Raw genomic sequence first — 21,036 nt, 5'->3', positions numbered from 1 at the left:
ACGTACAGTTTTGTCATTTTGATCTTTTCGACTATCGCTCAAGACAGGCTTAAGGAGAAATCACATAAAGTTACTAAACATTATGTGTTCACTGTAATGTGACTTCTCTTAAAATCGAAGTGACAGAACGTTTTAAAATAACATTTTAAATCTCAATTATTTTTAACAAGACTACTTAGTTGAACAGAAATAAAAAATAAATTTATGGACACATTACTTTTAAAATACAAAACAGTAAAAGAAGCAGAAGTAAAGGTTTGGTTTAAAGCCGCTCCAGTAAGTGCGTTTCCAAAAGATGGTGGTGCGTGTGTAAAATACAAAGATTTACAAATTGCTGTTTTCAATTTTTCTAGATTAGATAAATGGTATGCGTGTCAGAATTTATCGCCGGAAAAACAAGAAATGGTGTTGTCTAGAGGTATGTTGGGCGATCATAAAGGGATTCCTAAAATTGCATGTCCTTTGCATAAAAAAACGTTTTCATTAGAAACTGGCGAAAACTTAAATGCAGATTTAGCACCTATTGCTGTATATCCTATTAAGATTGAAGCAGAAAATGTGTATATTGGCTTCTCAGAATAAATAATTTTATTCAAATTATTTATTTAGATTCCCCTTTTTACGGGAATGACAACTTTAACAGAAACTACCAATTAAAAATTGGTAGAACGTTTTTAAATAAATATAAAAAATGAAGCCAACAAGATTTGAAACTGCTATTGCTATTATTGATAAAAAAAACGCAGAAGACCCAAACAGCTACCAAGTTTCTGGATTAGAGTATCCTAAAGAATTATTATATTCTCAAAGGATGACAAGAAAGTTACTTCAGTTTGATCCAAATGCATCAAAAGCACTTCAAATTTCGGCTAGAGCACAACATATTTGTCGTTGGAAAATTGGTAGAAAAGAGTTTCCAATGGATAGGGTTGGGTATTTAAAATGGCGTGAAGAATTAAAAAAGATGCACGCAGAATTGACCGGAGAAATCTTAGAACAAGTTGGTTTTGATGATCAATTTGTAGATAGAGTTCAGAAAATTATCTTAAAAAAACTCATCAAGAAAAATGAAGAATCTCAAACTTTAGAAGATGTTATTTGCCTGGTTTTTCTAGATTATTACTTTGATGAATTTGCAGCAAAACATACCGATGAAAAAATCATTGATATTTTAAAGAAAACGTGGGTAAAAATGTCTGATACAGGACATGCAGCAGCTTTAAAAATACCGTTTTCGGATAAAAGTTTAGCCTTGGTTAAAAAAGCCATTTCATAATAAATGTAATCTAAATAATGACTAAAAACGGCAATTCATTAGACCAAAGAACGTTTAATAAATTAAGCCGTTTGTATATTATTGCGTTAAGTGCTATTGCATTTTCTGTAATTATTAGTCAGGTTTTAGTTCGTAATCATTTAGAAACTCAAAAAAGTGATTCTACTGTAATTAATGTTGCTGGTAGACAACGAATGTTGAGTCAGAAATTAACCAAAGAAATTGTTTCTCTTTTGGTTTCTTCGGATGAAAAAAACAGAATTTTACTTAAAAATAAAATTACAGCAACACTTCATTTATGGGAGTTGTCTCATAATTCGCTTCAAAAAGGAAATGATAGTTTAGGGCTTCCTAAACAGAATAGCGATAACATTAAAAACAAGTTTATAGCAATCAATCCTGTTTTTGATACCATTCAGAAAGCATCAAAATCAATTATAAATAAGTTAGAAAATTCTAATGTTTCTAATGATGAATTAACATCAGAAATTAAAAAGGTAACCAATAATGAAGGTGCTTTTTTGTTGATAATGGATGAGATTGTAAATCAGTATGATTTAGAAGCAGAAGAAAAAGTAGTTTGGTTAAGAAAGTTAGAGGTTACTTTAATGGGGTTAACGTTGTTGATTCTTTTAGGAGAATTACTATTCATTTTTTGGCCAGCGGCAAAATCTGTAAAAGCTACGTTGTCTGATTTATTATTTGCAGAAAAAAAAGCTAAAAAAATGGCTTTTGATGCAGATGAACTGAGTCTTTCTAAAGAAAAATCCATTAAAGAATTACGTGCTTTAAGTCATGCAATGGATGAAACGCTATTGTTTGCAAGAGTTTCTCCAAGCGGAAGTTTAATTCATATAGGAAATAAGTTTTCTCGATTGTTTCGATTGTCAAAAATTAAAAAAGAAGTTTTCTTTTGGCATGTTTTATCAAGCAATGAAAACGAACAATTATTAATAGAAGACTTAATTAATAAACATAAAAAAACGGGTTGGCAAGGAGAGGTCAAAGCAACTATTAAAGGTGATATTGATATTTGGTTAGAAATGTCTTTGGTTCCTTACAGACCAACCGAAGATAGATCTGAGTTGTTAATTATTGCTTCAGAAATTACCGAAAGAAAAGCGGCTCAAACAGAAATTGAAAGACTTACAAAGGCCAATTTTGAAGAGAAAATGAGTCAGCAAAAAATAATCTCAAGCAAGATTATTGAAAATCAAGAAAAAGAACAAAACAGAATTGCCAAAGACGTTCATGACGGAATTGGACAAATGCTTACAGGATTAAAATACAATCTAGAAAGCATCAATATGAATGATATTGAGAAAACAACGTCTAAAATAGAACACCTAAAAGAATTAACCACCAACATTATAAAAGGAGTTAGAACAGCTACTTTTAACTTAACTCCACCAGAATTATCAGATCACGGAATTGTGCCTGCCATAACCAAATTAACACAAGAGTTAGGAAGGTTAACAGGTAAAGAAATTATGTTTTATAATAAAACAGGTTTTAATGATCGTTTAGATTCTTTGGTAGAAATTAATATTTATAGAATTACCCAAGAAGCAATTAATAATGCTATTAAATATGCAGATTCTTCACATATTTTAGTGTCACTTTCTCACAGTAAAAATATTTTAAGTATTGTTATTGATGATGATGGACAAGGTTTTGAGCCATCGAAAGTAAAGAAAGTAAAAAACGGAGATGGAGGCATGGGAATGACCTTTATGAAAGAAAGAATTAAATATATTGAAGGTCGTTTATTCTTAAATTCTGAATTAGGAAAAGGGACAAGAGTTACTTTGAATATTCCTATTTAACTTTTTAATATAGATATGCTTTACATAATGTCAGTTCGAGTGATTTTTCTGAAGAATGAAGAAAAATTGTATCGAGAACTTTTTTAGGGTTGTTAACTTTTATTTCTTGTAAAAAAACATCTCGATACAATTTTGCAAAAAAAAAGCAAAATCACTCGATGTGACAGTGTAGTTATAATGCAGATAGATTCTTTTAGAAAATTAAGTAACTGTTAGAGATTATTTTAATTACGTAGTTTTACTTAAAAACCTTATTTTTGTACGTATAAAATAGTTACAATTATGATAAATGTAGTTTTAGCAGACGACCACGTTTTGGTAAGAGATGGAATAAAAGCACTTTTAGAAGATCAAACAGGAATTACGGTTATTGATGAAGCTTCTAACGGAAAAGAGGCTTTAGAGGTAATTGCTAAAAACAAACCTCACGTGCTTATTGTAGATATTAGAATGCCAGAAATGAACGGAATTGAAGTGGTTGCAGAAATTACCAAACAGAAAATAGATGTAAAAACCTTAGTGCTTTCTATGCACGATTCTGAAGAGTATGTTTTAAAATCTATACAAGCTGGTGCAGATGGTTATTTGTTAAAAGGAGCTAGTAAAGAAGAGTTTTTAAAAGCGGTGAATAATGTAGCTGCTGGCGATAAGTATTTTACTGGTGATGTTTCTACCATTATAATGAACAACTTTGTAAACGGAAAAACCAGTAAAGTTATTGAAGAGCAAAAGGAAGTTAAAGTTGCGCCTTTTAAACTGACTAAAAGAGAAAGACAAATACTTACTTTAGTTTTAGAATTAAAGAATAATAAAGATATTGCAGAAGAATTGTCTATTAGTAAGCGTACTGCAGAGGTGCATCGTTTTAATTTAATGAAGAAGTTAGAAGCTAAAAACTTGCAAGAATTAACAAATAAATCCAAAGAATATCAGTTGATATAGGTCTTTTGACTGTAGGTGTCTCTGTGTAAGAACTAACCGCAAAGTTCACAAAGTTATATCGCCAAGGGCACAAATAAGAATAGCTCGTTTTTATGTCAACCTCTGTGTAACAACTCATAACAACCAGGAAACCTAAGTATTTCTCTGTAAAATATTCATTTATTGGAATACACCTTTTTCATAACAATTATTTTTCAACTCCAATTTTATCATATTCTTAAATTCAATACTACGTAATTATTAATCTAGTAATAATTATAAAATACGTATTTTTTAGTATAATAATTAAGTATTTATACTTAGTTTTGTGTATCTAAAAATATGTATTATGATAAATCTATCTCAAGAAAAATCTACAAAATTAAGTTTATTCGATTTTAAGAATGTATCCACTCGTACATTTTGGATTACATCAATATCATTCTTTTTATGCTTTTTTGCATGGTTTGGTATTGTACCTTTTATGCCAGATGTTGTAAAAGATTTAGGTTTAACTCCAGATCAAAAATGGAACTCAATTATTTTAGCCGTTTCAGGAACCGTCTTTGCACGTTTACTTATTGGGAAATTATGTGATAAATACGGACCAAGATTATGTTATACTTGGTTGTTAATGTTAGGCGCAATTCCTGTTATTTTATGTGGATTGGTACAAACACCAACGCAATTTTTAGTTTGTAGATTGTTTATTGGTTTTATTGGAGCTTCCTTTGTAATTACACAAGTACATACTTCTTTAATGTTTGCACCAAATATTGTAGGTACTGCAAATGCAACTTCTGCAGGTTGGGGTAACTTAGGTGGTGGCGCAAATAGATTAGGTATGCCTTTAATTGCAGCAGCAGTTGTTGCTTTTGGAGTTGCAGACGGAGAAGCTTGGAGATATTCTATGGTAATTGCTGGTATTGTTTGTTTTTTAATGGGTATTGTATATTACGTATTTACAACAGATACACCAAAAGGAAACTTTGGCGAATTAAAAGCCGCTGGAGAAATGATTGTTACTAAAAAGGATCAAATAGGATTTTTAGAAGTATTAAAAGATTATAGAGTTTGGATTCTTTTTATAGTATATGCTGCAAGTTTCGGAATTGAATTAACGGTGTACGGAACTATGGATGATTATCTTCAGAATACGTTTCAATTACAAAGAGTAACCGCTGGTAACATTGTATTGTCTTTTGCATTGATGAATATTTTTGCAAGAACTTTAGGTGGTTTCTTTGGAGATAAATTTGGTAAGTTAAAAGGATTGAGAGGTCGTGTTTTGTTCTTGTCTTTCATTTTAACCTTACAAGGAGTTATGTTGATCTTTTTCTCTGGAGCTACAAGTCTTGTTTTAGGAGTTGTTTTATTAATATTATTTAGTTTAAGTGTACAGATGGCAGAAGGAGCAACGTTTTCTGTAGTGCCATTTATAAATAAAAAAGCCATCGGTTCTGTTTCAGGAATTGTTGGAGCAGGAGGAAACGTTGGTGCATTTTTAGCAGCAATGTTATTAAAATCTAAATCTTCATTAGCAGAAAAAGCTGCAATTGTATCTAGCGAAGGTTTAGGAGATGAGGTTATTAAGGCAGCACAATCTGCAGCTTCTTCAAGTGCCGTTGCAAACGGATATTTATTAATTGGTTTTGTGGTTGTTGCCACAGGTATTGCAGCCTTAGCAATTAAGTTTTCTACAGAAGAAGAAGATGAAACAGAAAAAATAAATGGTTTATCACCAGAGTTGATACCAATTAAAGTAAAAAGATAAAACAGATAATTGTCCCCCAATGATCTAATACATAAAGAATCGAAAAACAGATTTAAAAATTCAGTTCTCTTTTAAAATGTATTCAGAATAAAAAAATTGAATTTTGGTTAGTAAAATTTTAATGTCGTATTTTGTATAAAACCTTGGTCTAAATGATTAAAAATGAAATTAAAACAACGTGTTCTTATTGTGGAGTAGGTTGCGGAATTATCGTAAAAAAAGACATTAACAACAAGGTTTTTGTTGAAGGAGATAAAGACCATCCTGTTAATAAAGGAATGTTATGTTCTAAAGGGATGAATTTGCATTATGTTGCTAATGATACTTCAGACAGAATTTTATATCCAGAAATGCGTTGGAGTCGTTCGCATCCGCGTGAGCGTGTTTCTTGGGATACTGCTTTAGATAGAGCTGCCAACGTTTTTAAATCAATCATAAAAAAACATGGTCCAGATTCTGTAGCATTTTACGTTTCCGGACAAAGTTTAACAGAAGAATATTACATTGCTAATAAACTTACAAAAGGTTTTTTAGGAACTAATAATATAGATACCAACTCGCGTTTATGCATGAGTTCTGCAGTGGTTGGTTATAAAAAAACATTCGGAGAAGATAGTGTGCCAATTTCGTATGATGATATTGAATTAGCAGATACTTTTTTAATAACAGGTGCAAATCCTGCTTGGTGTCATCCAATTTTGTTTAGACGAATTGAAAAACGCAAAGAAGAAAATCCGAAGGTAAAAGTGATTGTAATTGATCCACGTAAAACAGATTCTGCAAAATTTGCAGATTTGCATTTGCAATTAACACCAGGAACCGATGTTGTTTTATACAATGCTATTGGTAGGTGTTTGTACAAGAGTGGTTTAATTGATGAAGATTTTATTAAAAACCACACACAAGGTTTTGATGGTTATAAAGAAATTATTTTTGGAACGACTTTAAAACAAGCGTCTAAAATTTGTGGAGTTCCTGCAAAAGAAATTCAGAAAGCTGCGGAAATGATTGGTCTTTCTAAAGGCTTTATCAGTATGTGGGCTATGGGTTTAAACCAAAGTGTAATTGGTACAGACAAAAACACATCACTTTTAAACTTATCATTAATAACTGGTCAGGTTGGTAAACCTGGTGCAGGTCCTTTTTCATTAACGGGTCAGCCAAATGCAATGGGCGGACGAGAAGTTGGTGGAATGGCAAACTTGTTAGCGGTTCATAAAGATTTAGGAAACGAAGAACATAGAAGAGAAGTTGCTCAATTTTGGGGAGTCGATAAAATATCGCCAAAACCAGGATTAACAGCAACAGAAATGTTTGATGCTTTAGAAAGCGGAAAGTTAAAAGCAGTTTGGATTGCTTGTACAAATCCGTTAGTAAGTATGCCAAATTCGCACAGAATAGAAAAGGCGATGGCAAATTCTAAGTTTGTGGTAGTACAAGAAATTTCTCATAAATCAGATACTTTACAGTTTGCAGATTTGGTATTGCCAGCTGCAGCGTGGTTAGAAAAAGAAGGTACAATGACGAATTCTGAAAGAAGAATTTCTTATTTACCAAAAGAAATTGAAGCGCCAGGAGAAGCAAGACCAGATGTAGAAATTTTCTGTGATTTTGCACAAAGAATGGGTTTTAGAGGTTTTAATTTTAACAGTGCAGAAGAAATTTATGATGAATATGCTTCTATGACCAAAGGAACAAATATTGATGTTTCTTTCTTAAATTATGATCGATTAAAAAACGAAGGTACTTTTCAGTGGCCAGTAAATGAATATAGAAGTAAAGGAACACCGCGTCTTTTTGAAGATAAAAAATTTTACACACCCTCTCAAAAAGCCATTTTTAATGTTCCATCAACCATAGAAAATACATCGGTAAAAACAAATGATGAATTTCCTTTAATTTTAACCACGGGTCGTGTTAGAGATCAGTGGCATACCATGACCAAAACGGGGAAAGTAGCAAGATTAAAAACACATTATCCGAAACCTGTTTTAGAAATAAACCCTGTTGATGCTTATTTAAACAAAATAAAAGACGGAGATATTACAGAGATAAAAAGTACTAACGGAGTTGTAAGGGTACGTGCAAAAATTACCGACGAAATTAAAGAAGGCGTTGTTTTCTTGCCAATGCATTGGGGTAAAGTGTTGCAAAGTAATTTAAATAGAGCTAATAATTTAACCAACACACATGTAGATCCGGTTTCTAAAGAACCCGATTTTAAATTTACATCGGTTTCTGTATCAAAATATAAAAAACCGAAAGATAAAATTATCATTGCAGGTGCAGGAGCTGCCGCTTTTCGTTTTTTACAAAACTATAGAGATAATAATGAGGTTGATGAGATTCATGTTTTTTCTATGGAAAAAAACTTGTTTTACAACCGTGTTTTGTTGCCAGAATATATTACAGAAGAACTTTCTTGGGAGCAATTATTGAAAATAAAAAATGCTGAATTAAAGGGATTGAATATTAAAATTCACCCAGAAACAATAATAGAAAAGATTGATAAAGATGCTAAAGTTGTTACAGATTCTAACGGAGAAACGCATTCGTTTGATAAGTTGATTTTAGCAACCGGAAGTAGGCCTTTTATACCTAAAGATGTGCAAATAGATTTACCAGGTCGTTTTACTATGCGTAATAAAAGTGATGCAGATCGATTTAAGAATTACTTAGATGCTACAGGTTTGCCGCCAGAAGAACAACATGTTGTAATTGTTGGTGGAGGTTTGTTAGGTTTAGAGTTGGCTGCAGCGATGAAGCATAAGAATGTAAAAATCACTATTATTCAGCGTGCATCTCGATTAATGGAACGTCAACTAGATAAAATTTCTAGTAAATTATTATCCTTAAATGTACAAGAAAGAGGCATTCAAATTTATTTTGATAATGAAGTAAGTACTGTTTTTGATGATGAAGATACTGGTGAATTAACCATCAACCTAAAAAGTGGAAAATACATTAATGCCAATGCAATTGTCTATGCAATTGGTACAAGACCAAATATAGAAATTGCTAAAAATAATGGTATTATTTGCGGTAGAGGAGTAAAAGTGAATCAACATTTACAATCTTCTCATCCAGATATTTTTGCCATCGGAGAAATTGCAGAATTTAAAAACAAGTTATTTGGTATTACCTCTGCAGCAGAAGAACAAGCAGGTATTTTAGCCAACTTTATTGCAGGCGATATTAGTGAGGCTTACAATGGTTCTGTATTAATGAATATTCTAAAATTTAGCGATTTAAACTTGTGTAGTATTGGAGAAATTTCTGTTCCGGATAACGATCCAAGTTTCGAGGAAATTATTTTTACAGATATTTCTAAAGGATATTATAAGAAGTGTATTGTAAAAGATGATTTACTAATTGGTGCTGTTTTAGTAGGTGATAAAAATGAATTTGCAGAGTTTAAAACCTTAATTGAAAGCAAGATTGAAATGTCTGACAAACGAGAAACCTTGTTAAGAGGTGCATCTAATGACGCACCTGTTTTAGGTAAATTAGTTTGTTCTTGTAGCCAGGTAGGAGAAGGAAATATTGAAGAAGCCATTGCTAAAGGATGTTCTAATTTTACGGAATTATGTAACAAAACAGGCGCAGGTTTAGGGTGTGGAAGTTGTAAAACGGAAGTAAGAGAAATTTTGAACAATGCAAAAGTAACAGTATGAGCGAGCAGTTAAATAGAATCATTGTAAGAGGTGGAGTTTTATCTCCTGGAGAACTAAAATACATTTGTGAATCTGTAGAAAGTTTGGGCTTAAAAACCATTTCTTTTGGCTCTAGACAAGATATTTTATTACCTAAAAATGTAAATCAAGAAGAGTTAGCTCAATTTGATAAATTAAAAATTGTAGAAGCAAATGAAACAGGCGTAGAAAACATTGTTTCGTCTTATGTTTGTGCAGATATTTTTCCGAGTACGTCTTGGTTAACAGGAGACCGATATTTATATCTTTTAGAACAATTTAATACAGAATCTAAATTAAAAATAAATTTAACAGATCCAAAACAACGTTTAGTTCCTTTGTTTACAGGGAATATAAACTTTATCGCTTCAGAACACGAAGATTATTGGTATTTGTATGTGAGGCTTCCAGATTGGAAAAAAACACAAATGTATCCTGCTTTAATTTATAGTTGGGATTTAGATAAGATTGAAACTGCTATTGAAAACGTTCTTCAAGAAGAGCCAGAAACCATCGAAATGATTTTCGATTTGGTTAGTGATGCAGTAGACACGAATAATAGAACGGTTGATAAACCTTTAGAAGTGCCTTTTTACCCTTTTCCTTATTTTGAAGGAATGAACAAAATTGGGATGGATAAATACTGGTTAGGTTTGTATTGGAGAAACAATAAATATGATATTTCTTTCTTAAAAGAAATGTGCGAATTGTGTTCTGAAAATAAGATTGGTAAAATTTCTATTACACCTTGGAAATCTTTTGTTGTTAAAGGGATTCCGAAAGAATCTAAACTGGTTTGGGAGAAGTTTTTAGGGAAGCGAGGAATCAATGTGCGCCATTCTATGTTAGAGTTAAATTGGCATATTCCTGTTGCTAATAAAGATGCTTTAAATTTAAAAAAATACTTGGTTTCTAATTTCGATCAAAATGATATTAGTACGTATGGTTTAACCTTCGGAATTACAGATTACAGCAAAGCAGCTTATTATTTTACATCAATTGTAGTGGAAAGAAATAAACAACCAGAAATGATTGGCAACTTTCAAACAAGAGATACGTATAATCTTTTGTATGCTAAAAATTTCGACCCAAATACAAGGCAATATATTATGCACGTTCAAGACGTGGATAAAGTAGAATTACCCGGTTTGTTAATGGAATTAAGTCAGTTGTATTTTGATCAATTAGGAAGTGAAATCGAAGCAGAAAAAGAAGTTGAGGTACAAAAAGAAACCACAGAATTAGAGGTATATCAATGTAAAGATTGTTTAACAATTTACGATGAAGCCTTTGGTGATATTACTCAAAATATCCCTGCAGAAACCTTATTTAATGCGCTTCCAGAAAGCTATGAATGTTCGCTGTGTGAAGCTCCAAAACCTAGTTTTCAAAAAGTAGTATTAGTAAAATAAGTAAGTTATAGCATAAAAAATTTGATTGTAAATTCAAACATAGTATTAAAAAACTCAAGAAAGGTAATTACTGATTTTTCTTGTGCTTCTTGTATAAATACATCTTGTTTGATAAAAAAAAACCTATCCAATTTATCCAATTCAGTTTTTGTTGAGCATAAGAAAACGCTGAAATGCAAAAAAGGACAACAATTTATTATGGAAGGCGCACCTGTAAATGGCTTGTTTTTTATTTTAAAAGGAACTGTAAAAGTTTTTAGAACCGGTATTAATGGACGTGAACAAATTGTGCGTTTTGCTAAAGAAGGAGAAATTATAGGGCATAGAGGTTTTGGTACAGAAGAATATTATTCTATTGGTTCTATTGCTTTGCAAGATACTATTTTGTGTTATTTCTCTAAAGATGATTTACAAGAAGCGTTGTTAGAAAACCCGAAGTTTGGGTATGATATGATGTTGTTTTACGCCAACGAATTAAATAGAAGTGAGTCTAAAGTAAAAACGATTTCTCAAATGACAGTTAGAGAACGTGTTATTGATACATTACTATATATTCATAGAAAATTTGGCGATTTAAGAGGATTTTTAAACCTGCCTTTAAGTAGAAAAGAATATGCAGATTATGCAGGAACTACAGAAGAACAAGTAATCAGAATTTTTTCTACACTTAAAAAGGAAGGATTGATCATTGCACAGGGGAAAAAAATTGGTATTGCTAATATTCAGAATTTAAAGAATGAAATTAGTGAACATAATTACTATTTAGATTCTTAAATTAATTTTACTATCGAAATGTTTCTTCTACAATTATTGAAAAATATTAAATAAAATAGAGTTTGGTGTAGTTTGTGGTGTTACATATCTGTGTATTAATTTTATTTTACATACTTTTGTAACATATAACTAACAAATTAAAAAATGAGCGACAACAAGATTATTGGAAACAATATTCAAACTTACAGAAAGAAGTTAGGATTTACCCAAGAATCGTTCTCAGAGTTTTTAGGAATAAATAGAGCGGAATTAAGCTACTATGAGAGCGGAAAACGACAAGCCCCAATATCAGTAATATCAAAAGCTGCTGATATTTTTGGAATTGATGGATTCGACCTTTATCAAGAAAATTCTATCGAAAACTCAGTGAATTTAGCATTTGCCTTTAGAGCAGAAAACTTTAGTGCAAATGATTTGAATGAAATTTCAAGTTTCAAGAAGATAGTAAAAAACTATGTGAAACTTAAAGAACTTAATGTGAATGAATAAAGAACTTCTAGAAAAAAAAGCTAACGGGTTTAGAAAAAAATTAGGACTTGGAAGTGAGACTACAATTCGATTGAAAAGTATTCTTTCACAGTTAAACATTACAACCATCTTCAAGCCACTTGGAGGTGGTTTTTCTGGTATGGCAATTAAGATTAAGCAAAATAATGATGAATCATTAAGGTTTATATTGGTAAATAGTAATCATCCTTTAGGAAAACAGCATTTTACAATTTGCCACGAATTATATCATTTATTTATACAAGAAAATTTTACTGCTCGTTCGTGTGTGACTGGAAAATTCGATATCAATGATAGAGAGGAATATAATGCAGATTGGTTTGCTTCTTTTCTTTTGCTTCCAGAAGCTGGAATAAAAGCTTTAATTCCAGATAAGGAGTTAGGAAAAAATAAAATAACTATTCAAACTATATTAAAGATAGAGCATTTCTTTGGATGTTCTAGAGCTGCTATACTTTTTAGGTTGTTTAAATTAAATTTGATTAACCAAAATTTTTATAACGAACATAAAGCTAATGTGAAAAAAAGTGCAAGGGAGAATGGTTATTTGACTGATTTATATGAATCTGGAAATCATCAAGAGTTTATTGGAAATTATGGTTCTTTAGCGCGAGAACTTTTTGATGAAGGTAAACTATCAGAGTCCCAGTATCTTTCCTTATTACATGATTTGACGAGTCCTTATGATGCGTTAAAAACTAATATCAATAAGGATGACGAAGATAAAGAATAATAAGGTTATTTTAATTGATGCTGATGTAGTTTCTCACTTTTTAAGAGCAGGTAAGATAACTGTTTTAACAAAGATATTTAAAACTCCAATTAAGATTTTGGACGTTGTTTATAATGAACTTAAAGAATGGAAAGGAAGGCAAAAGGAGATTGAAAATTTAATTACATTTAAGCTATTAGAAGTAATCGCTTTTCCACAAACAAATAGTGAAATAGCAAAAGAGTTTTTTTGGATCAAGAAATCTAGATATTATGGTGATGGTGAAGCAGCTTGTATGTCATACGCTAAATTCACAAAAAATATTATTGCAAGTAATAATTTAAAAGATACAAAAAACTATTGTAATTTACATAGTGTGGATTATTTGACAACTATGGATTTCCTTTCTCGAGCGATGTCTGAGGGTATTTTTACTTTAGAGGATTGTAATAATTTTATGAATAAAAATAGTGTTTCTAAGAATCCTTTTCCTGTCAAGAAAATGGAAAATTTTAAACCTAGAAATATTTCACATATTTTGTAATTAATAATTCATTTAGTTTTTGAATATAATAGAAAGTGTTTTTTTTTAATAAAAAACGGATTTATTGATGGTTATTCAAAATAATTCTAACATAAATTTTATCACAAACCCTTCAGACTTTATAAGCTGAAGGGTTTTTTACGTATAAAAATTAATCTAAAAATAAGTACGTAGAATTATACGTATATGTTTTTTGTTGCTTTAATGTGTTGGTTAGTATTGTTTTATTGTTAAAATATGTTTTATAGCAGTTTATAGTATGTTTTAAAAAGAGGTTTTAATATGTGGTTTCCCATAAGTTGGAAACCTATCTACTTATATATTTGTCAAATAAATAAGTATTAATACGTAGATTAATAAAACTTACTAAAAATGAAATCTCTATTTAAAAAATCAACTTACATTTTACCTGTAGCAATGTTATTATTTGCTTGTGGTGGTAAAGAAACTAAAAAGGCAACAACAGTTGTTGCTGCAAAAACATCAAAAACAAAAACATTAGCAATAGAAAAACCTCAATTAACGTTTGGGTTTATCAAGTTAACAGATATGGCTCCTTTGGCTATTGCAAAAGAAAAAGGATTTTTCGAAGACGAAGGATTGTTTGTTTCTGTAGAAGCACAATCTAACTGGAAAAATATTTTAGACCGTGTTATTGATGGTCAATTAGACGGTTCGCACATGTTAGCAGGTCAGCCAATTGCTGCAGGAGCAGGTTTTGGAAGACAAGCAAAATTAGTAACTGCTTTTTCTATGGATTTAAACGGAAATGCAATTACAGTTTCTAATGATGTTTGGTCTAAAATGAAACCACATGTAGCAAAAGATAAAGATGGTAAACCTGTTCACCCTATAAAAGCAGAAGCTTTAAAGCCTGTTATTACTGAATATAGAAATTCTGGTAAACCTTTTAAAATGGGAATGGTTTTTCCGGTTTCAACACATAATTATGAAATTAGATATTGGTTAGCAGCAGCAGGAATAAACCCTGGAATGTATACCAAAGAAAACGTACAAGGACAGATTGATGCTGAGGTTTTATTATCTGTAACGCCTCCACCACAAATGCCAGCAACCTTAGAAGCAGGTACTATTCATGGATATTGTGTTGGTGAACCTTGGAATCAGCAAGCTGTTTTTAAAGGAATTGGAGTTCCGGTTGTTACAAATTATGATATCTGGAAAAACAACCCAGAGAAAGTATTTGTTATGACAGAGAAATTTGTAAACGAAAACCCAAATACAGCCATTGCAGTTACCAAAGCATTAATTAGAGCTGGTAAATGGTTAGACAAACCAGAAAATAGAAAAGAAGCTGTGCAAATTTTATCTATGTCTCAATACGTAGGTGCTCCGGTAGAAGTATTAGCAAATTCTATGACTGGTACTTTTGAGTTTGAAAAAGGAGATAAAAGAGAAATGGAAGACTTTAATGTATTCTATAAATACAATGCAACCTATCCTTTTTATTCTGATGGAATCTGGTTTTTAACACAAATGAGAAGATGGGGACAAATACCTGATGCAAAAACTGCAGATTGGTACGCAAGCACAATTAAAGATATTTACAGACCAGATATCTGGAAAAAAGCAGCAGCTCTTTTAGTTGCAGAAGGAAACATTCCTGCAGCAGATATTCCTACAACAGATGGTTATAAGCCAGCAACAGCAGATTTTATTGATGGAACAATGTACGATGCAAAAGATCCAATAGGATACATCAATAGTTTTAAAATAGGAAATAAAGATAAAAAATAACAATACCCTAGAAAATAATATTATGAAAGCAAGTTTAACACTAGAGAAGGTTTCTAATTTTATAGGATTAGGTTTTTTTGTAACATTAAAAGATCTGTTTACTGGAAAACTAGAAAAAGAAGAATTTAAAAACTTTTTACGCAAGACAATAGTGCCAATTGCTTCCATTTTATTATTTATTGGTTTGTGGCATTTGGGTGCAAAATCTTTATACAATATAGAGGCAGAATTTAAAATAGAAAAGGCTTTAGAAGATCAGGGTCAGGTTGCGGCAGATGCTTTAAAAGCATGTATTGCTTCTGGAGAATCTAGTTGTCAGCCAAATACATTACCATCTCCGGCTCAGGTTTGGGAGTCTTTCCATTCTTTATTAAGAGATCACAGAATTATTAATGCAGATAAAGCTGCTTTTATAGAAAAAACAGCTGCATTAAATGCTAGTAGAATTGCAGAAGGAAAAGACGCAATTACGTATACAGGAAGACCATCATTTGTAGATCAAATATTTAGAAGTTTACAAACGGTATTTGCTGGGTTCTTATTGGCCTTATTAATTGCAGTTCCTTTAGGTATTTTTATAGGATTAAGTGCAACTTTAAAAAGTGCATTTAATTGGTTTATTCAGATTTTTAAGCCAGTATCACCCGTAGTTTGGTATTTATTAGTTTTTATGATTGTAAAAACATTGTTGATAGATTCTAACGAAGATAGTTCTTTTACCATTTCATTTATTAGTGTTGGTTTTTGTTCTATGTGGGCAACATTAGTAAATACTGCTATGGGAGTTTCTTCTGTAGATAAAGATTATATAAATGTTGCAAAAGTTTTAAAATTAGGAACTTTTCAGAAGATTTTTAAAGTAATCTTACCTTCTTCTTTGCCTTTAATTTTTACAGGATTAAAGATAACATTATCAGTTGCTTGGATGGTTTTAATTGCAATTGAACTTTTGGCACAGAGTCCTGGTTTAGGGTTGTTTGTGTGGGAGGAATTCCAAAATGGAGCAAACGATTCTAATGCAAAAATTATCGTAGCCATGTTTGTAATTGGTATTATCGGTTTTTTATTAGACAGATTGATGTTAACGATTCAGAATTGGGTGTCTTTTGATAAAACAGATGCAATATAAATAAGAGTTGATACCTGCGTTAGGGATTGAAACGGCATCCTTTTTTATTTGTTTGAAATAAAAAAGATATAGTGGAAAGCCCGACCTTTTTAGGTAACGCCCAAATAAAATAAAAAGATGGCATATTTAGAACTAAATAATATTTATAAAAGTTATCATCAAGCAGATGGAGAGACAGAAGTCTTGTCTAATATTAACTTGAAAATAGAAGAAGGCGAATTTGTTGCAATTGTAGGTTTTACAGGAAGTGGAAAAACAACGTTAGTTAATTTAATTAATGGATTGATAAAACCAACAAGTGGAGAAGTGTTGTTTAAAGGAGAACCTGTAGTTGGTACAAGTCATGAACGTGGAGTTATTTTTCAAAATTATTCGTTATTGCCTTGGTTAACTGTTGGTCAGAATGTGTTTATGGCAGTAAAAGAAGCTTTTCCGAAGAAAAATAAAAAGGAACTAAATGAAATTGTTGCCAATTATGTAGAAATGGTGAGTTTAACGCCAGCAATAAATAAAAGACCAAACGAATTATCTGGAGGAATGCGTCAAAGAGTAGCGGTTGCAAGAGCTTTGGCAATGAAACCAGAAATGATAATTATGGACGAACCTCTAGGAGCTTTAGATGCTTTAACACGTGGTAATTTACAAGACGAAATCTTAAATATTTGGGGGAAAGACAAGAGAACAGCTTTGTTAATTACAAATGATGTGGATGAAGGTATTTATATGGCAGATAGAATTATTCCTTTAAGGCCTGGGCCTAATGCAACTTTAGGACCAGAATTTAAAATTGATTTGGAACGTCCGAGAGATAAAACAGCCATGAATGACAATGAGAGTTTTAAGAAAACAAGAAATGCTATTATTGAGTATTTAATGGATATTGGAAATGAACGTAAATCTGAAGCTAAAAAGGAATATATTCTTCCAGATTTAACGCCTAAAGATTTTGTGAATCAGTTTAAATTTGGAATCTAATGAGCACTATAATAAAACAAGAAACACCTAAAATTATTACGAATAACACACGTTTTCCTTCGAATGATGTAATGTTAGATTTAAAAAATCTTAAAAAAGTATATCCTACTCCAAAAGGAGATTATGTAGTTTTAGAAGACTTAAATCTGCAGATAAAAAAAGAAGAATTTGTGACTATTATTGGGCATTCTGGTTGTGGTAAAACAACAATGCTTTCTATGATTGCTGGTTTAAACCCAATTTCTGGAGGTAATATTTCTGTGTTAGGAAAACACATACAAGGTCCTGGACCAGATAGAGGTGTTATTTTTCAATCGCCTAGTTTAATGCCTTGGATGACTTCTTTACAGAATGTTTTGTTGGGCGTAAATCAGGTTTTTCCTAAAGCTACAAAAGCACAAAGAAATGATGTTGCAAAATACTATTTACAAAAAGTAGGTTTAGAAGATGCTTTTCATAAAAAAGCAAGTGAATTATCGCAAGGTATGCAGCAAAGAGTAGGTATTGCAAGAGCATTTGCAATTAAACCAAAAGTATTGTTGTTAGATGAACCTTTTGGAATGTTAGATTCTTTAACAAGAGGAGAATTGCAAGACATTTTAATAGAAATCTGGAACAAAGAAAAAATAACAGCAGTAATGATTACCCACGATGTAGATGAAGCTATTTTTTTAGCAGACAGAGTGGTAATGATGACTAGCGGACCGAAAGCCAAAATTGGAGATATTTTAGATATCAATTTTGAAAGACCAAGAACTAGAAAATCTGTTTTAGAGCATGACGATTATTATACATACAGAAAGCATTTAATAGATTTTTTAGAGCATTAAAAGAGAGTAGAAGTAATTATATTTTAGAGAATTAAAAACATGAGAAATGTCATAATAAAGATGTTTTAGTCTTTTTATATTTCGAAACTTAAATAAAAACGCAATCACAACAATTAAATTAATAAAAAAATGAAAAAACAATACGTAATTTTAGGGCTAATGTTAGTGTGTTTCCAATTTGTAAATGCACAATTTACATTAGATGGAGAGTTTAGACCAAGAACAGAATATAGAAACGGATTTGGAAGTTTAATTCCGGATGCGTCAGATGCAGGTTTTGGTATTTCTACAAGAGTACGTTTAAATACCAGCTACATGACAGACAATTACTGGTTTTATGTGAGTTTACAAGATGTAATGGTGTGGGGAGAAAACAGACAAATTTTACCTTATGATCAAAATAACTCATTTGCAGTTTTTCAGGCTTGGGCAGAAATTAAGTTAGGAGAAAATACTTCAACAAAAATTGGTCGTCAAGTTTTATCTTATGATGATCAAAGAATTTTAGGAGGATTAGATTGGGCACAACAAGGTAGAAACCACGATGCAGCTTTACTTAAATATAAAAAAGATAATTTTATGTTAGATTTTGCATTGGCATTTAACCAAGATTATTCGAATCCAACAGGTTTTCAATCTGCAGGTACTGCATACAATACAACAGGTTATTTCTCATATAAAACAATGCAAATGTTATATATGAAACAAAAGTGGAATAAATTAACAGGTAGTTTATTATTGTTGAATAATGGATTTCAAGAATTTGATGCTGTATCAGGAGAAGCAGATGGCGTAAGTAATTTACAAACTTTAGGAACACATTTAGATTATAAATCTGGAAGCTTTGGTTTGTCTGCAAATGCTTTTTTACAGACAGGAAAACGTCAGGGAGATGTGGATGTAAAAGGAGCGTATTTAGTTGGTTTAGATGCAACGTATAAAGTAGCACCAAAAGTAAGTTTAGGATTAGGTATAGAAGCTATTAGTGGTAACGATGGTGATGCAGGAGAAACGGGAGCATTTTTCCCTTTATATGGAACAAACCATAAGTTTAATGGTTTTATGGATTATTTTTATGTGGGGAACCACGCAAACTCTGTTGGTTTAGTAGACTTACATTTAAGTGCAAACTTTACTTTAAACGATTCTTCTAGTTTAATGGTAAAAGCCCTTAATTTTAGTGGAGAACAAGATTTAGCAAGTGGAGAAAGTTCTTTAGGAACAGAGATAGATTTAGTGTACAAAAAGAAATTTAAAGGTTATTCTTTAGTACTTGGGTATTCTCAAATGTTTGCAAGCGATGGTATGTACGAATTAAAAGGTGTAACTGAAGCAGCAGCGGCAAATAATCAAAACTGGGCGTGGGCAATGTTGGTAATTAAGCCTAAGTTTTTAAACTAGAAATAAAAAAAGCACAGTAAATTGTTAGTGTTGTAGTTCTTTTTAGTGTTAAGGATTATAGCTAGTACTGTTTTAAATCCCTCTTTTTGAGGGATTTTTCTTTTATATAATATTTCTAGTGTCTACTAAAAACATCACGTTTTTAAGTTAGCTTTATTTAACTCAATTTGGTTAGATAGAAATTATTACGTGAAGATTTGAATTACGAATATTTTAAAAAAAACGATCTTTTAATATACAAAACACTTAAAAGAAGCTAGTTGAGAAAGTCTTGTTTCTTATATCTTTTAGAGTAGCGGACTTAAGTCTTTTTAGTATAGATTAATGATAAATTACTTTAAATTAGAGCAGAAAATCTTTATTATTTTCAACTCTTAATCAGCTATTATTAGTAATTTTATCAAAAAAAAGAATGAAGTATAAAGCGGTTATTTTTGACTTGGATGGTACACTTGTAAATTCTATAAAAGATATTGCAGATGCCATGAATGTTGTTCTTGAAAAACGCCAATATCCTACCTACAATTATGAAACCTATAAAACTTTTGTAGGAAGTGGCGTAAGGAGTTTGGTGGTGAAGGCGCTGCCAGATGCAAACCCTAAAGATAAAGAAGTAGAAGCGTGTCTTAATGATATGATGCAGGTGTATAGTGAAGTTTGCACTGTTAAAACAGAGCCTTACGAAGGCATATTAGAATTATTAGAAGAATTAAATGCTAAAAATATTAAAGTAAGTGTACTTTCTAATAAAGAAGATACGCTAACAAAAAAAATAGCTGCGTTTTTATTACCAGAATTTTTGAGCCCTGTTTTAGGGTTGAAAGTAGAGGTTGATAAAAAACCAAATCCGAAGGTAGCTTTGGAAACCTGTGATGCAATGCAGGTAAAACCAGAAGAAACTATTTTTGTTGGCGATACAGATGTAGATATTTTAGTAGCTAAAAATGCAAATATGCTTCCTGTTGGAGTATCTTGGGGTTTTAGAGATAAAGAAAGTTTGATTAATGCGGGAGCTAAGCACGTGTTAGAGCATCCTTTAGATTTAATGAAAATTGTTACTTCTTAAAAGTAAAAAGTGTAGGTTACTTGCTGGTACTGCTAACTCTTTATTTTTTTTGTCCAATTTTTAACTTGATATTCTGTGTAGTAAAAAACAGTACCGTAGCATAACTCGTAATTAAAATCCAATAACCACTTGTAGCTGCTGGAATTATTTTGGCTGTAAGTTTGTTAATGGTTTTCATAAACCGAATTTAGGCTTCGTTAATTCAAGTAACAAAATCCGAAAATGAACCATAAAACTTGTAGTAATAATTACTGTGGTGTTATTATTTTGTTAGATACTTTTTTAATTTTTTTATCAAAAGTTTAGAGATTAGATTTTAAGATATCCGTGTGTAAAAAGTTCTAAAATAGTTTTTCTTGATAAAAAAAACTGTTCTAGATAAAACGTATATATTGTACATAAATAAGGCTGTTTACTAAATACGTAAACAGCCTTATTA

The 21,036-nt window shown here is 31.2% G+C and carries 18 protein-coding genes; 17 read left to right on the top strand and 1 reads right to left on the bottom strand.

Annotated features, from left to right (window positions below; translation table 11 throughout):
• The first annotated feature begins 204 nt into the window (after nucleotides 1–204).
• The 17 genes from nirD (at nucleotide 205) to GQR92_RS11365 (ending at nucleotide 20,597) form a co-directional block, all read left to right on the top strand.
• Complete coding sequence (gene nirD, locus GQR92_RS11445; RefSeq protein WP_068447941.1) at nucleotides 205–582, top strand: nitrite reductase small subunit NirD; 378 nt, start codon at nucleotides 205–207, stop codon at nucleotides 580–582.
• Between the two features lie 109 nt (nucleotides 583–691).
• Nucleotides 692–1,276, top strand: a complete 585-nt coding sequence (locus GQR92_RS11440; protein ID WP_158839646.1) for a DUF4202 domain-containing protein — start codon at nucleotides 692–694, stop codon at nucleotides 1,274–1,276.
• Between the two features lie 17 nt (nucleotides 1,277–1,293).
• The gene (locus GQR92_RS11435) at nucleotides 1,294–3,102 is read left to right on the top strand and encodes a sensor histidine kinase (RefSeq protein WP_158839644.1); all 1,809 of its coding nucleotides are present in this window, start codon (nucleotides 1,294–1,296) and stop codon (nucleotides 3,100–3,102) included.
• A 282-nt stretch (nucleotides 3,103–3,384) separates the two neighbouring features.
• A complete protein-coding gene (locus GQR92_RS11430) occupies nucleotides 3,385–4,044 on the top strand; it encodes a response regulator transcription factor (protein WP_158839641.1) in 660 nt (219 codons plus the stop codon).
• Between the two features lie 328 nt (nucleotides 4,045–4,372).
• Nucleotides 4,373–5,797 (top strand): MFS transporter, encoded by a 1,425-nt coding sequence (locus tag GQR92_RS11425; protein WP_158839639.1) that lies wholly within the window; start codon nucleotides 4,373–4,375, stop codon nucleotides 5,795–5,797.
• Nucleotides 5,798–5,949: 152 nt separating this feature from the next.
• On the top strand, nucleotides 5,950–9,471 hold the full coding sequence (locus tag GQR92_RS11420; RefSeq protein WP_158839637.1) for a nitrate reductase: 3,522 nt from the start codon (nucleotides 5,950–5,952) through the stop codon (nucleotides 9,469–9,471).
• A complete protein-coding gene (locus GQR92_RS11415; RefSeq protein WP_158839635.1) occupies nucleotides 9,468–10,901 on the top strand; it encodes a rubredoxin domain-containing protein in 1,434 nt (477 codons plus the stop codon). Before GQR92_RS11420 ends, GQR92_RS11415 begins: the two co-directional genes overlap by 4 nt.
• A gap of 108 nt (nucleotides 10,902–11,009) precedes the next feature.
• Entirely contained in the window at nucleotides 11,010–11,675 is a 666-nt protein-coding gene (locus GQR92_RS11410; protein WP_233269841.1) for a Crp/Fnr family transcriptional regulator, read from the top strand.
• A gap of 144 nt (nucleotides 11,676–11,819) precedes the next feature.
• Nucleotides 11,820–12,164, top strand: a complete 345-nt coding sequence (locus GQR92_RS11405) for a helix-turn-helix domain-containing protein (RefSeq protein WP_158839633.1) — start codon at nucleotides 11,820–11,822, stop codon at nucleotides 12,162–12,164.
• Nucleotides 12,157–12,915: an ImmA/IrrE family metallo-endopeptidase gene (locus tag GQR92_RS11400; protein ID WP_158839631.1), complete on the top strand. Its 759-nt coding sequence runs from the start codon at nucleotides 12,157–12,159 to the stop codon at nucleotides 12,913–12,915. Before GQR92_RS11405 ends, GQR92_RS11400 begins: the two co-directional genes overlap by 8 nt.
• Nucleotides 12,896–13,438: a hypothetical protein gene (locus GQR92_RS11395; RefSeq protein WP_158839629.1), complete on the top strand. Its 543-nt coding sequence runs from the start codon at nucleotides 12,896–12,898 to the stop codon at nucleotides 13,436–13,438. Before GQR92_RS11400 ends, GQR92_RS11395 begins: the two co-directional genes overlap by 20 nt.
• 372 nt (nucleotides 13,439–13,810) lie before the next feature.
• On the top strand, nucleotides 13,811–15,196 hold the full coding sequence (locus tag GQR92_RS11390; RefSeq protein ID WP_158839627.1) for a CmpA/NrtA family ABC transporter substrate-binding protein: 1,386 nt from the start codon (nucleotides 13,811–13,813) through the stop codon (nucleotides 15,194–15,196).
• Between the two features lie 22 nt (nucleotides 15,197–15,218).
• Nucleotides 15,219–16,325 (top strand): ABC transporter permease, encoded by a 1,107-nt coding sequence (locus GQR92_RS11385; protein WP_158839625.1) that lies wholly within the window; start codon nucleotides 15,219–15,221, stop codon nucleotides 16,323–16,325.
• 117 nt (nucleotides 16,326–16,442) lie between these two features.
• On the top strand, nucleotides 16,443–17,300 hold the full coding sequence (locus GQR92_RS11380; RefSeq protein WP_158839623.1) for an ABC transporter ATP-binding protein: 858 nt from the start codon (nucleotides 16,443–16,445) through the stop codon (nucleotides 17,298–17,300).
• Nucleotides 17,300–18,130 carry an ABC transporter ATP-binding protein gene (locus GQR92_RS11375; RefSeq protein WP_158839621.1) on the top strand — a complete coding sequence of 277 codons (831 nt, stop codon included), beginning with the start codon at nucleotides 17,300–17,302 and terminating at the stop codon, nucleotides 18,128–18,130. Before GQR92_RS11380 ends, GQR92_RS11375 begins: the two co-directional genes overlap by 1 nt.
• Before the next feature lie 129 nt (nucleotides 18,131–18,259).
• Entirely contained in the window at nucleotides 18,260–19,531 is a 1,272-nt protein-coding gene (locus tag GQR92_RS11370) for an alginate export family protein (RefSeq protein ID WP_158839619.1), read from the top strand.
• 412 nt (nucleotides 19,532–19,943) lie between these two features.
• The gene (locus GQR92_RS11365) at nucleotides 19,944–20,597 is read left to right on the top strand and encodes an HAD family hydrolase (RefSeq protein WP_158839617.1); all 654 of its coding nucleotides are present in this window, start codon (nucleotides 19,944–19,946) and stop codon (nucleotides 20,595–20,597) included.
• Between the two features lie 40 nt (nucleotides 20,598–20,637).
• Here the strand turns inward: GQR92_RS11365 and GQR92_RS11360 are convergent, their stop codons facing one another.
• Nucleotides 20,638–20,775, bottom strand: a complete 138-nt coding sequence (locus tag GQR92_RS11360; RefSeq protein ID WP_158839615.1) for a hypothetical protein — start codon at nucleotides 20,773–20,775, stop codon at nucleotides 20,638–20,640.
• Nucleotides 20,776–21,036 lie beyond the last annotated feature (261 nt).

It is taken from the genome of Polaribacter sp. L3A8 (assembly GCF_009796785.1).
In the GTDB taxonomy this organism is placed as follows: domain Bacteria; phylum Bacteroidota; class Bacteroidia; order Flavobacteriales; family Flavobacteriaceae; genus Polaribacter.
The sequence above is the reverse complement of the archived record's forward strand: the minus strand, read 5'-3'. Positions and strand labels throughout refer to the sequence as shown.